The organism is Mariniflexile fucanivorans (assembly GCF_004341235.1).
Taxonomy (GTDB): domain Bacteria; phylum Bacteroidota; class Bacteroidia; order Flavobacteriales; family Flavobacteriaceae; genus Mariniflexile; species Mariniflexile fucanivorans.
In genome coordinates this window covers 584,174-596,619 of sequence record NZ_SLUP01000003.1, presented here as the reverse complement: position 1 = coordinate 596,619, position 12,446 = coordinate 584,174, and the positions used below count along the sequence as shown (strand labels likewise).

Sequence of the window (12,446 nt, the reverse complement as noted above, 5' to 3'; positions counted from 1 at the left end):
GAACGAGATGATTTTATTAGTCGCAGGTACATTAGGAACAGTAATAGCAACAGTAGCAGCTTTTTTAATTATTACTTTATTGTTGGTAGCATTACTATTGTTTGTAAAACAAAAATTATCACCATCAGGTCCCGTAACAATTACCATTAATGGTGAAAAGAAAATAGAAGTTGCTTCAGGCGGTAGTTTACTATCAACTTTAGGAAATCAAAAAATATTCTTACCATCAGCTTGTGGTGGTGGTGGAACTTGTATTCAATGTGAATGCCATGTGTTATCTGGTGGAGGTGAAGCGTTGCCAACCGAAACACCACATTTTACACGTAAAGAGTTGCAACATGGTGCACGTTTGGCGTGTCAGGTTAAAGTGAAACAAGACATGAACATCACCATTCCAGAAGAAGTTTTTGGTATTAAAAAATGGGAAGCAGTTGTGGTTCGTAACTATAACGTAGCATCGTTTATTAAGGAATTTGTTGTTGAAATTCCAGAAGATATGGGTTACAAAGCTGGTGGATATATTCAAATTGAAATTCCCCCATGTGAAGTGAAATATTCAGATATGGATATTACAGCGCATCCAGAAGAACATGAAACACCCGATAAGTTTAAAGCTGAATGGGATAAGTTTGGTTTGTGGAGCTTAACTATGAAAAATAGTGAAACTGTTGAGCGTGCGTATTCTATGGCTTCGTATCCTGCTGAAGGACGCGAAATTATGTTAAACGTTCGCATTGCAACACCACCATGGGATAGAAATAAAAATGGTTGGATGGATGTAAATCCAGGTGTTGCATCATCATACATTTTCAATCAGAAAAAAGGAGATAAAGTAACTATTTCTGGACCTTACGGTGAATTCTTCATTAATGAATCTGAAGCTGAAATGCTTTATGTTGGTGGTGGAGCAGGTATGGCGCCCATGCGTTCTCACTTATATCACCTTTTCAGAACCTTAAAAACGGGTAGAAAAGTAACTTACTGGTACGGTGGTCGTTCAAAACGTGAGTTATTCTATTTAGATCATTTCCATAAATTAGAGAAAGATTTTCCAAACTTTAAGTTTTATCTAGCATTATCAGAACCTTTACCAGAAGATAACTGGAAAGTTAAAGCTGATATTGATGCACCTGGTGATGGCTTTGTTGGATTTATCCATAATTGTGTGATCGATAATTATTTAAGTAAGCATGAAACCCCAGAAGATATAGAATTGTATTTCTGTGGGCCACCATTAATGAACAAAGCAGTTCAAAAAATGGGTGAAGATTTTGGTTTACCCGATGAGAATATTAGATTTGATGACTTTGGTGGATAGAATCCATGAAAAAAGATTCTGTTAATCAGAAAAATTAAAAGATAAATTTTAAAACCAGTACTAAAAGTGCTGGTTTTTTTATGCAATTTGAAACCTAGGTTTTTCATTTTTAAATTCAAAAAGCTTAGTATAATCCATAAAATTAGGAATGCCATCTAACGAACATAAAAGAGTCACTACGGCGGTAAGTCCCTTAAACAAAACATCTTTGTCGGTTGGGTTTTTAGGTTTTTTGTTTTTATGATGAAACGGTAATTGGTAACCACACGCTCTTAAAAAAGTAGCTTCTATATGTAATAATTCCAAAGGTGTATAGCCATTAAACTTACGACCAAAGGATTGATGCACATTTCCAAGATAATTTAACTCTAAAGCACCGTGTTGGTCTGATAGATGCTTCCAGCTATCAGAATTATCCAGTATGTTCCCAACGGCACATTGCTTACAACATTCTGGGTGCAGTTCGTTGTTATAAAATGCATTATACAGTTTTTGAACTGCTTGTTCTAAACGGATTGAAGTTTTCATTTCTCAGAAATTTTTATTTCTAAGTTATTAAAAATTCTGCAGTTTTCCTATTAATGTTAGAAAACCAATCCGATAACAAACTGAAACATAAGAATTAATAACCCTGCGGAAATTAAATTAATTACAATACCAACACGTGCCATTTGACTCACTTTTACATATCCACTAGCAAAAACAATAGCATTTGGGGGTGTAGCCATGGGTAGCATAAAAGCGCAACTACTCGCAATGGTTACAGGTATTAAAAGATGTAGTATGGGGACGTTTAAACCTAAGGCTATACCAGCAACAACAGGCGCTAATACAGCGGTTAAGGCAACATTGCTCATTAGCTCTGTCATAAAAAGCATGAGTACGATAAGTAAGGCTGCTGTTATTAAAATACTAATGTTACTTTGAGATATTTGTTTTGCGATAATATCAACAATACCACTAGCCGACATGCCATTTGCCAAAGCTAAACCACCACCAAATAGAATTAAAATACCCCAAGCTAGTTTTTGGGTGTCATTCCATTGTAAGATGAAATCTCCCTTTTTTAAGTTAAAAGGAACAGCAAATAAAGTTATTGCCCCAAAAATACTAATCATCGTATCTGATAAATCTAAATTTGGGATTAACGAATTAATAAGACTTCTAAAAATCCAAAGAAAAACAACAACGCTAAACACTATTAAAACTTGCTTCTCTTTGGGTGATATTTTTCCTAATTTTTCAAGTTCAGAATCTATAACTTCTTTTGAAGCATTAAACTTTAAATCACTATTTGGAAAAAACCCTTTTACCAAAATGAAATAAATAATGGTTATTAATAAAATAGAAAATGGTAAACCAATAAGCATCCATTTAAAAAACGAAATTTCAATGTTATATTCGTTTTCTAACAATCCAATTAAAATGGAGTTAGGTGGTGTGCCTATTACGGTGGCAATACCACCAGCATTGGCAGCAAATGCAATGCCAAGCATAACACTTATCGCAAAATTTTGGTCGCTTTTTGTATAGCCATCTGCATCATCAATAAGTAATTGTATAACTGACATCGCAATTGGCAGCATGAAAACAGTACACGCCGTGTTGCTTATCCACATACTCATAAAACCAGTTGCAATCATAAAACCAAGCACGACTTTATTTGGTGTAGTTCCTGTTTTTTTAATAATACTTAATGCTATCCGTTTGTGTAGATTCACTTTTTCTAGCGCTAAAGCCAGAACAAAACCACCAAAAAATAGAAATACGATGGGACTGCCGTAATTAGCACCAACCGCTTCAATGGGCATCACTTTAAATAGAGGAAATAATATTAAAGGAAGTAGTGCTGTAACCGAAATGGAAACAGCTTCGGTAATCCACCAAAAAACCATCCATAATGCGGTAGCAATAACCGTATCGGCATTTTTAGATATAATTTCAAAAGGTAATAATAGGAATATAATGAATAATATAGGGCCCAAAAAAAGCCCTATTATTTTCGAGGTTGGTTGTTTGGTCATTTAAGTCTTATGGTTGTTTAGATTTTTTAAAGTTACACAAATTTAGTTTCAGAAATTAATTCTTTAAAAATTGCTCGCTTTTAATTTTTTTTGATACAATATGACACTCTATGTCAATGTGCCAAATGTTTCAATATCACTGCACTTGTTGCAACAAACGATTTAGAATTTTATAAATTGGTTTTAATAAATTTTATTTTGAAGAAAAACGATTACTACATTAGTATAGTAAAAAGTTTGATTTTAATTGGGCAGTTCTAAAATAATCTCTTTAGAAATGTTGGTGTTGCTTAATGTTAGATATTTTTTAGCAAGATTGATATCGCCCTCTTTTAAGTATGCTAATCCTAGATAATAATAGGCATCGTATATAAACGAAAAACCTGAATGACTGGTTTCAATGGTTTTTTGTAATAAAGGAATGGCTTTATCTACATTTTTGTTTGCCATATATGCTATGCCTAGAAAATAATTCAACGTATCGTTATCAGGTTTTTTATTGCTCAAAACTTGCCATTTTTCTATGGCTAAATCGTATTTTTTCTGTTTGTAATACACCATAGCATCGTAAAAATCAAGGTTTTCTGTGTCACTCATGGTAGCTGTTAAACCTGGGTATGGTTTAAAATAATTGGCATAAATTTTTTGATTTGGCGAACTGCTAAAAAACCATATACTGCCAATAGCTACAATAATAGCTGCCATAGCTGCAATTTTACTAATAAATAAATAACGCGCTTTTTTTAAAGCGGCTTTAGGTATTTCAGACTTGATAATCTCATCATGAAACGTGTTTAATTCTTCTTTTAATGATTGATTTTTAACACCTTGAATTATTATTCTGTAATCTTTAACTTGGGATTTGAATTCGGCATCAATTTTAAGATAATCTTTAAAATCCTTTAATTCACTAGGTTCCATAGTGCCGTTAATATAGCGTTCTATGGCTTCAAATATTTCTTGCGATATGTTGCTATTATCTTTCAATATTTAGGGTTTTTTAATGCTAAAAACGTTATCAACTAATTTTTTCATACAATGGAATTTTTTATTACGAACAGAAGTTTCATCTAAAATTAATTCTGTAGCAATATCTTGCAACAATTTCTTGTCAAAATAAAATGTTGTTAATAGTTGTTTGCATGGTTGTCCTAAATTTTTGAAAGCTTCCATAGCTTTGCTTATTTTTTTATCTTCTAATTCGATAACAGTTTTATCTCCTTCATTTTTAATAGATAGTGTGTGCTCAGATTTAAGTACTTTTGTTTTTTTATACTGATTAGAGCGTACAGTGTCCATCCATTTGTTTTTTGCTATGGTATACAGGTAATCGCTTAAAGTGGAGTTGTTGGCTGGGGTAAAAGCATCATTTCTTATATTATTCCAAACTGTAATAAATGCTTCTTGATATATATGTTTTGCATCGCTTAAATTACCACTGTTTTTTAGAATCAACACTTCAATTTTTTTATAATTGGATATGTAAAACTCTTTTAATGCAATAGTATCATTGCCCTTAAAAGCATCGATCATTTTAATTTGATGTTCAAGTTTGTTTGCTTGTCCCATAACTATGGCAATTAATGGTGAAGATACAATTATTTAAAACGAGTTCAAATACTATGCTATTAAATGATTTATTATTCGTTTATCTACTTTTTTGTTTATTTAACATCGTTATTGTTTTAAAATGTCATCATCAATCAGAACATTTATTTTATTTTTGTAATATGAGTAAAGCACTTACAGAACAAGAATTACACAATTTAGCAATGAACCATGTTGGGAAAGATCTAGAACAGCGTGGTTTTGAGTTTATTGCTGTAAATAGTAAATTGAAAAAACATCCTCAATTTGTGTGTATTGATAAAAACAAGCAATATTATTTTGTAATTGTTAGAGTCGTTATATTACCCGATAACCCTAATAATTATGATGTTATTTGGATGGAATCTTTTAAAAAACATGCTAGGGAAAAGGACGCCAAAGTACTTTATGCAGGTGTTGGTATAGGTAATGTTGTTGGCGAGAAAGAGCCGATTTATTTAAATCAGGATTATTTGTTGGAATACAATGGCATACAAGTTTTAGAAACTAATTTAAATTAGTAACAAAAGCATGAAAATTAAATATACTTTACTCTTGGTTTTTATGGCGTTTTCTTGCAAAGAAGAAACCGTAAACACCAGACTTTCAGGTCCTGTTTTTGGCACCAGTTATTCAATAATTTATAATTCTGAAATTAATTATCAAACTCAAATTGATAGTTTGTTTTATGTTATTAATAATTCGATGTCCACCTATCAAGCTGATTCAGATATTTCTAAGTTAAATAGAAATGAAGATGGTTTAGTTGATGCACATTTTATAAAAGTATTTGAAACTTCAAAAGATATTTATAACCTAACCGAAGGTGTTTTCGACCCCACTATTGGCGCCGTTGTAAATGCATGGGATTTTGGTCCAGAAGAAAAAATAGTGAATCTGGATAGTTTAAAAATTGATAGTTTAATGCTGTCCGTTGGCTTAAATAAAGTAAAACGAATTGATAATAAAATCATAAAACCAAAAGCCACTTTTATAGATTTTAATGCTATTGCAAAAGGCTACGGTGTGGATGTTATTGGCGAGTTTTTAGAAAGCAAAAATATTAAAAACTATTTAGTTGAAATTGGTGGTGAAATAAGAGCAAGAGGAAAAAACACAGAAAAACAATCTCCTTGGAAAATTGGCATTGAGATGCCACATTTTGATGGTGAACAATCCATTTTAGAAGCAATTGAAGTACATGATGAAGCCATGGCAACTTCGGGTACTTACAGAAAGTTTAAAGTAGATACTAACGGAAATCGTTACGCACATATAATAGATACAAAAACGGGCTATCCAAGTAAAACAAATTTATTAAGTATCTCTGTTATCGCTAAAGATTGTATGACAGCTGATGCTTATGCAACTGCATTTAAAGCAATGGGTATTGAAAAAGTGAAAGCTTTTTTAAAAAAACATCCAGAACTTAAAGTTTTTTTTGTTTTTGAGAATGACAATAAGGAATTGGAAACCATGTCGTTAAATAATTTTCCAAAACCAGAATAATTTTTTTTAAAATATACATGTGACTATTTAGAAAATGGTGTGTCCTATAGATGCTATTAATCAATAAAAAAGTTGGGGAGATTTTATATCAACTCAGCTTTTTTTGTTTGCAATTATTTGTAAACCACAGGGATAATTTCGCCTGTAGCTAAACAGAATTTTTTTATCGCTTCCGCGGAAAGAGTAGAGTTGTAATCAACTTCTTCAACTTTAAAACCAATACTTCTTAATTTATCAAAATAATCACGACCATATACACGCACATGATCGTATTGTCCAAATATTTTAGCACGTTCTTTTTTATCCGTTATGGTGTTATCTTCAAAAGTAGTAGCTCTTGTTAGATCTTGCGGAATTTGAAAAACACCCATACCACCAGGTTTCATGACTCTGTATAATTCTTGCATAGCCTTCGTGTCATCAGGAATATGCTCTAAAACATGATTGCAAAGAATAACATCATACGTATTATCTGGAAAAGGAAGGTTGCAAATGTCCGCTTTAACATCAGCAATAGGAGAAAGTAAATCGGTTGTAGTGTAATCTAGGTTTTTTAAGCTTTTAAAACGTTTTAAAAAGCATTGTTCGGGAGCAAAATGTAATACTTTTAAATTTTCAGAAAAAAACTTTGTTTCATTTTTTAAATATAACCAAAGCAATCTGTGGCGTTCTAAACTTAAAGTAGAAGGTGATAACACATTGTTGCGTTGTTTGCCATATCCGTAAGGTAAAAAGGTTTTAAAACTTTTTCCGTCTATAGGGTCCGTAAAAGTATTTCCTCTTAAAATAAAAGCTAAAACAGGACGAATAACATAACTTAACCTAATTAGTAAAGGTCTTGGTATTGTATTTAAAATTATTTTGAAAAGTTTTTTCAAGTTGTTTCACAGAGTTTTACAGAAAATTCGTAGAGATTCACTGAGGATTATTAATAAAACGTTTGATGCCGTTTTTTAAAAGTTTAGTATGAAAATTTAGAAGGAGACCTAAAGGATAATTTCCTAATTTCATATATGTTAATATTTGAGCTGTATGTACGTCTGTAAACTTTTCAACTGTTTTCAATTCAGCAACGATTTTATTCTCAACAAGGCGGTCTATTCTATAGCCATGGTCCAATGTTATATCTTTATAAACTATGGGCTGTGTTGTTTCTTTTATAACAGAATATCCCATCGCTTTTAATTCATAAAACAAACATTCCTGATAGGCAGATTCAAGCAAACCCGGTCCAAGCGCTTTATAAACTTCAATTGCAGCACCAATAATGTTTTCAGTAATTTTGTTGTAAATCATATGGTGTTGAAGCTTAGTTCTCCGTGTGTCTCAGTGCCGTCTTTGTGAATCTTAGTTTAATAACTTTAAAGCACTAAAGCTTTTTGTCTAAATTCATCTTCTTCATTAGAAGTAATTCCCAATGCGTCGTAAATATATGCAAACGTTGAAAGTAACTCAGGTTTACCATCTACTATGGCGACATCGTGTTCAAAATGGGCACTGGGCTTATTATCCAAAGTAGTTATAGTCCAACCATCGTTATGTTGTTTTATGCGGTGTGTTCCCATATTAATCATAGGCTCAATGGCAACAACCATACCTTCTACGAATTTTTTTCCTCTACCTCGTTTACCATAGTTAGGCATTTCTGGGTCTTCGTGCATTTTTTTACCTAAACCATGACCTACTAATTCACGAACTACACCATAGCCATGGTCTTCACAGTATTTTTGAATAGCAAAACCAACATCGCCAACACGATTATTTATTTTAAATTCCCGAATACCAACGTATAATGATTCTTTTGTAACTTGAAGCAGTTTTTCTGTTTCGGCATCAATCGTTCCAACAGCAAAGGTATAGGCATGATCGCCATAAAAACCATTTTTAAAAGCACCACAATCTATAGAAATAATATCGCCTTCTACCAAAGGCGTACTATTTGGAATACCGTGAACTACTTGTGTGTTCGGGCTCATACACAAGGTATTAGGAAAATCATATAATCCTAAAAACCCTGGAATAGCTCCGTGGTCTCTTATACATGTTTCGGCTATTTTATCTAATTCTAAGGTGGTTACACCTGGTTTTAAGGCTTTGGCTATTTCACCTAAAGTTTTAGATACTATCAAAGCACTTTCGCGCATTAATTCAATTTCTTCTTTTGTTTTCACTACAATCATACTTAAAAAATAATGGCAAAGATACTTAAAATGCGAGTAATAGCTTTTTCAAATTAGTTACTTGAAGAAATCAAAAAAGCTTTTCTTTTCTGGTATTGGTGGATTGGTGTTGGTTAACATTTGATAAATTTCGCCCCAACCTATAAAGCCACCAATATTTCTATCATCAATAAACAAATCGGCATGAATTTTTCTGCTCATATCGTTATTGAATTTTTCTTCAGCAAAACTTTTGTTAACAGCATAAAAATGTACGCCGTTTTCTTCACAAAAACGAACGGCATCGTCTAGTTTTGAACCATGTCTATAAGTCCACAAAATGAGACGATGCCCTCTTTCTTGAAGTTTTTTTAAGGTTTCAAAGGCAAATATCATTGGTTTGCCAATTTGAGGATAAGCGTCTTCAACAATAGTACCATCAAAATCGACAGCTATAATTAAGTTTTCGGTAAATTTCATTTAAATTATGATAAATTTGGTTCAATGCAAAAGTACAATAATTTATTTTCTGAAAACTTATTATACTAAAGCATGTCGTGTCATTGCTTTTGGTTGTTCAACACCAATTAGCTTTAAAATAGTAGGTGCAACATCGCCTAAAACGCCATCTTTAATAGATTTTAAATCTTTATCAATTAAAATTACTGGAACGGGGTTTGTAGTATGGGCTGTATTTGGAGATCCATCTGGGTTAATCATGGTTTCGCAATTACCGTGATCTGCAATAAGTATGGTTGTATAGTTGTTTTCAAGAGCCGTTGTTACGACATCTTTTACGCAAACATCTACCGCTTCACATGCTTTAATAGCAGCTGCCATCACGCCTGTATGTCCAACCATATCACCATTGGCAAAATTTAAGCATACAAAATCAACTTCACCTTTTTTCAATTCAGGAATTAAAGCATCACGTAACTCGAAAGCACTCATTTCGGGTTGTAAATCGTAGGTAGCTACTTTGGGGGAGTTGCGCAAAATACGCGTTTCACCTTTAAAAGGTTCCTCACGTCCACCCGAGAAAAAGAACGTAACGTGTGGGTATTTTTCTGTTTCAGCTATACGTATTTGTTTTTTGTTATTTTTTTCTAAAACTTCACCTAAAGTTTCGGTTAAGTTGTCTTTATTAAAAATAACGTTAACGTTTTTATAAGTATCATCGTAGTTTGTAAGTGTTACATAATACAAATTCAATTTGTGCATGTTTTGCTCATGAAAATCGGTTTGAGATAATGCTTCGGTTAATTCACGTCCACGATCTGTTCTAAAATTGAAGAAAATAACCACATCATCTTCTTTTATTTTGGCAACAGGATTACCAGCATTATCGGTCATTATGATAGGTTTGATAAACTCATCTGTAATATCGTTATCATAATTTTGTTGCATTGTTTTCGTAACATTTGTAGATTTTTCGCCTACACTATTTACCATACCATCATAAGCCAATTTAACACGTTCCCAACGTTTATCTCTGTCCATGGCGTAATAACGACCAGTTACGGTGGCTAGTTTGGTATTTGTATTTTCAATGTGCTCTTCTAATGAAGTTAAAAAGCCAAATCCAGCTTTTGGATCTACATCACGTCCATCGGTAAAGGCATGAACAAAGGTGTTTTTTAATCCAAAATCATTGGCAGCATCAATTAAGCCAAATAAATGTTTGATGTGTGAATGCACGCCACCATCACTTAATAATCCTAAAAAATGAACATCTTTGTTGTTGGTTTTTGCATACTTAAAGGCATCAACCAATACTTTTTCGGTATTTAAAGTTTTGTTTTCAACAGCTAAATTAACTTTAACTAAATCTTGGTAAACAATTCTACCAGCACCTAAATTCATGTGGCCAACTTCGCTGTTTCCCATTTGCCCTTCAGGTAAACCTACATGTAAACCATCGGTCCTTAAAGTAGCAAAAGGGTATTTTTTATATAAAGAATCTATGAAAGGTGTGTTTGCATTATCGATTGCGGAAACTTTTGGATCTGGAGAATTTCCCCATCCGTCAAGTATCATTAGGATGACTTTTTTATTCATTATTTTAAACATTTTTGTATACTTCAAAGATACTGAAGTTTGAAAGAATACGATTGAAAAATGGGCTTAAAAACTTATGTATATATCTATTTTTATAAGAAACTTAAAAATCATGGATTCCTTTAAAAATATGTGAATCAAATGTTCGAAATCTTTTATAAAACCTCTTAATGTGTAACAAATTGGGTTTGTTGTCGTCTATATAGTATATCAAAAAACGAATCATTAATCAAATCAAAAATCTTTCATCATGAAAAAAACAATCATTTTTTCTGCAATCGCATTATGTTTCTCAATAGGAACGACTCATGCAAAATCATCTAGTTTTAACGTTGGTAATCACAGCTCCGTAAAAATTTTAAACGTAAATTCATTTTGTGTTTCAATTGCTAAAGGCGATATAGAAACCGTAAAAAAACTAATATCAAGGGGAGAGGATGTCAACAAAAAATCTGACGGGATGACACCCGTTATGTATGCTGCCAAGTATAATAGAACAGAAATTTTAGAACTTTTAATAGAAAAAGGTGCCAATTTAAAAGCCAAATCTGATAAAAAAATGACAGCAGCCGATTATGCCAAATTACATGGCGCTACAGATGCTCATGCTATTATTGAGCAAGCTTTATTAAAAAAATAATTAATATCTATATAATTATTTTGAGCTAGTCACTCCTAAAAACCCTGAATTTCAGGGTTTTTTTTTATAAAATTTTATTCATGATGTAATGCAAACCAATATCTTTTATCAAAAAAGGTTCACCTATAATATGATAACCTGTTTTTTTATAAAATTCTATAGCTTTTTCTCGGGCATTGCACCAAATAGTTTGAATGTTTCGTTTTTTTAGTAGGTTTTCACCATAAGTTAAAATCAATTGACCTAAACCAAGACCTTGGTATTCATTTAAAACCGCCATCCCTCTAAGTTGGTATTGAAATGTTTCTGTAATTAAAGGTTGATTGTTTTTGAAAAAAGAGCAAACGCCTACCAATTTGTTTTCGGAATAAATGCCTAAATGGAACGTCGTGTTTAAATCGTCACCATCAAAAATGCACGATTCTATAGGTTTTCCACTTCTTAAAACGGGCTGCCTTACTAAGTAGGTTTCTGTGGATGTTATTTGGTTTATAGTGTAATTCAAAATCTTGTTTGTTGAAGAATGAATTCAAACTTAAACAAAAATATTTTTTGAGGAATCGAACATGTTAAATTTTTTATCTTCACATAAAAAAAGCAATGGATTTTGTGTTTAAAATAATTGAAAAGGATAAGATACATACTGTCATTCCTTTAGTCGAAAAATTGAATGGTTATAAAATTTCTACAGCTATTTTAGAACAGCGTTTTAAAGAGATGGCAACTCAAAATTATGAATGTGCGGGTGTTTATAACGATGATGCGTTAATTGGTGTTTGCGGTTTATGGTTTTGTACAAGGCATTATTCGGGTAAAAGTGCAGAGGTAGACCATGTTTATATTGATGAAGATTACAGAGGAAAAGGTTTAGGTAAGTCATTTTTTGCCTGGATCTATAATTATGTAAAGCTAAAAGATTGTGAATCAATTGAATTAAATACCTATGTTAGCAACTATGCATCGCACAAGTTTTACTACAATGAAGACTTTAAAATTTTGGGTTATCATTTTTTAAAAAAGTTGTGATTTTTATTGTTGGATAATAAACCATTTTTATATATTTGCCCTCGGTAATGCGAGAGTAGCTCAGTTGGTAGAGCGTCAGCCTTCCAAGCTGAATGTCGCCGGTTCGAACCCGGTCTCTCGCTCTA

General features: G+C 32.3%; 15 protein-coding genes and 1 tRNA gene. 6 read left to right on the top strand and 10 right to left on the bottom strand.

The window, feature by feature from the left end:
• Positions 1-10: 10 nt before the first annotated feature.
• Positions 11-1,318 carry an NADH:ubiquinone reductase (Na(+)-transporting) subunit F gene (nqrF, locus tag EV196_RS09085; protein ID WP_132217468.1) on the top strand — a complete coding sequence of 436 codons (1,308 nt, stop codon included), beginning with the start codon at positions 11-13 and terminating at the stop codon, positions 1,316-1,318.
• 78 nt (positions 1,319-1,396) lie between these two features.
• Here the strand turns inward: nqrF and EV196_RS09080 are convergent, their stop codons facing one another.
• The 4 genes from EV196_RS09080 to EV196_RS09065 form a co-directional block, all read right to left on the bottom strand.
• Entirely contained in the window at positions 1,397-1,846 is a 450-nt protein-coding gene (locus tag EV196_RS09080) for a Na(+)-translocating NADH-quinone reductase subunit F (protein WP_132217418.1), read from the bottom strand.
• A gap of 56 nt (positions 1,847-1,902) precedes the next feature.
• Entirely contained in the window at positions 1,903-3,342 is a 1,440-nt protein-coding gene (locus EV196_RS09075) for an SLC13 family permease (protein ID WP_132217417.1), read from the bottom strand.
• A 243-nt stretch (positions 3,343-3,585) separates the two neighbouring features.
• A complete protein-coding gene (locus tag EV196_RS09070; RefSeq protein WP_132217416.1) occupies positions 3,586-4,329 on the bottom strand; it encodes a tetratricopeptide repeat protein in 744 nt (247 codons plus the stop codon).
• Between the two features lie 3 nt (positions 4,330-4,332).
• Positions 4,333-4,911, bottom strand: a complete 579-nt coding sequence (locus tag EV196_RS09065) for an RNA polymerase sigma factor (RefSeq protein WP_132217415.1) — start codon at positions 4,909-4,911, stop codon at positions 4,333-4,335.
• Positions 4,912-5,072: 161 nt separating this feature from the next.
• Here EV196_RS09065 and EV196_RS09060 point away from each other — a divergent pair, with 161 nt between their 5' ends.
• On the top strand, positions 5,073-5,450 hold the full coding sequence (locus tag EV196_RS09060) for a Na(+)-translocating NADH-quinone reductase subunit F (protein ID WP_132217414.1): 378 nt from the start codon (positions 5,073-5,075) through the stop codon (positions 5,448-5,450).
• A 10-nt stretch (positions 5,451-5,460) separates the two neighbouring features.
• Positions 5,461-6,438 (top strand): FAD:protein FMN transferase, encoded by a 978-nt coding sequence (locus EV196_RS09055; RefSeq protein WP_132217413.1) that lies wholly within the window; start codon positions 5,461-5,463, stop codon positions 6,436-6,438.
• A 113-nt stretch (positions 6,439-6,551) separates the two neighbouring features.
• Here EV196_RS09055 and EV196_RS09050 read toward each other — a convergent pair whose 3' ends face one another.
• The 5 genes from EV196_RS09050 to gpmI all read right to left on the bottom strand — a co-directional run bounded on the left by EV196_RS09050 (position 6,552) and on the right by gpmI (position 10,655).
• Positions 6,552-7,316: a class I SAM-dependent methyltransferase gene (locus EV196_RS09050; protein WP_132217412.1), complete on the bottom strand. Its 765-nt coding sequence runs from the start codon at positions 7,314-7,316 to the stop codon at positions 6,552-6,554.
• Between the two features lie 37 nt (positions 7,317-7,353).
• Positions 7,354-7,734 (bottom strand): GxxExxY protein, encoded by a 381-nt coding sequence (locus tag EV196_RS09045; protein WP_132217411.1) that lies wholly within the window; start codon positions 7,732-7,734, stop codon positions 7,354-7,356.
• A 65-nt stretch (positions 7,735-7,799) separates the two neighbouring features.
• Positions 7,800-8,618 (bottom strand): type I methionyl aminopeptidase, encoded by an 819-nt coding sequence (gene map / locus EV196_RS09040; protein ID WP_132217410.1) that lies wholly within the window; start codon positions 8,616-8,618, stop codon positions 7,800-7,802.
• A gap of 57 nt (positions 8,619-8,675) precedes the next feature.
• Positions 8,676-9,077 (bottom strand): BT0820 family HAD-type phosphatase, encoded by a 402-nt coding sequence (locus EV196_RS09035; protein WP_132217409.1) that lies wholly within the window; start codon positions 9,075-9,077, stop codon positions 8,676-8,678.
• A gap of 60 nt (positions 9,078-9,137) precedes the next feature.
• Positions 9,138-10,655: a 2,3-bisphosphoglycerate-independent phosphoglycerate mutase gene (gpmI, locus tag EV196_RS09030; protein WP_132217408.1), complete on the bottom strand. Its 1,518-nt coding sequence runs from the start codon at positions 10,653-10,655 to the stop codon at positions 9,138-9,140.
• A 250-nt stretch (positions 10,656-10,905) separates the two neighbouring features.
• Here gpmI and EV196_RS09025 point away from each other — a divergent pair, with 250 nt between their 5' ends.
• Positions 10,906-11,295 (top strand): ankyrin repeat domain-containing protein, encoded by a 390-nt coding sequence (locus EV196_RS09025; protein WP_132217407.1) that lies wholly within the window; start codon positions 10,906-10,908, stop codon positions 11,293-11,295.
• A gap of 64 nt (positions 11,296-11,359) precedes the next feature.
• On the opposite strand, the gene EV196_RS09020 is transcribed toward EV196_RS09025, so the two are convergent.
• The gene (locus tag EV196_RS09020; RefSeq protein WP_243652215.1) at positions 11,360-11,800 is read right to left on the bottom strand and encodes a GNAT family N-acetyltransferase; all 441 of its coding nucleotides are present in this window, start codon (positions 11,798-11,800) and stop codon (positions 11,360-11,362) included.
• A 95-nt stretch (positions 11,801-11,895) separates the two neighbouring features.
• Here EV196_RS09020 and EV196_RS09015 point away from each other — a divergent pair, with 95 nt between their 5' ends.
• On the top strand, positions 11,896-12,321 hold the full coding sequence (locus EV196_RS09015; RefSeq protein WP_132217405.1) for a GNAT family N-acetyltransferase: 426 nt from the start codon (positions 11,896-11,898) through the stop codon (positions 12,319-12,321).
• Positions 12,322-12,370: 49 nt separating this feature from the next.
• Positions 12,371-12,443 (top strand) — tRNA-Gly (locus EV196_RS09010).
• Positions 12,444-12,446 lie beyond the last annotated feature (3 nt).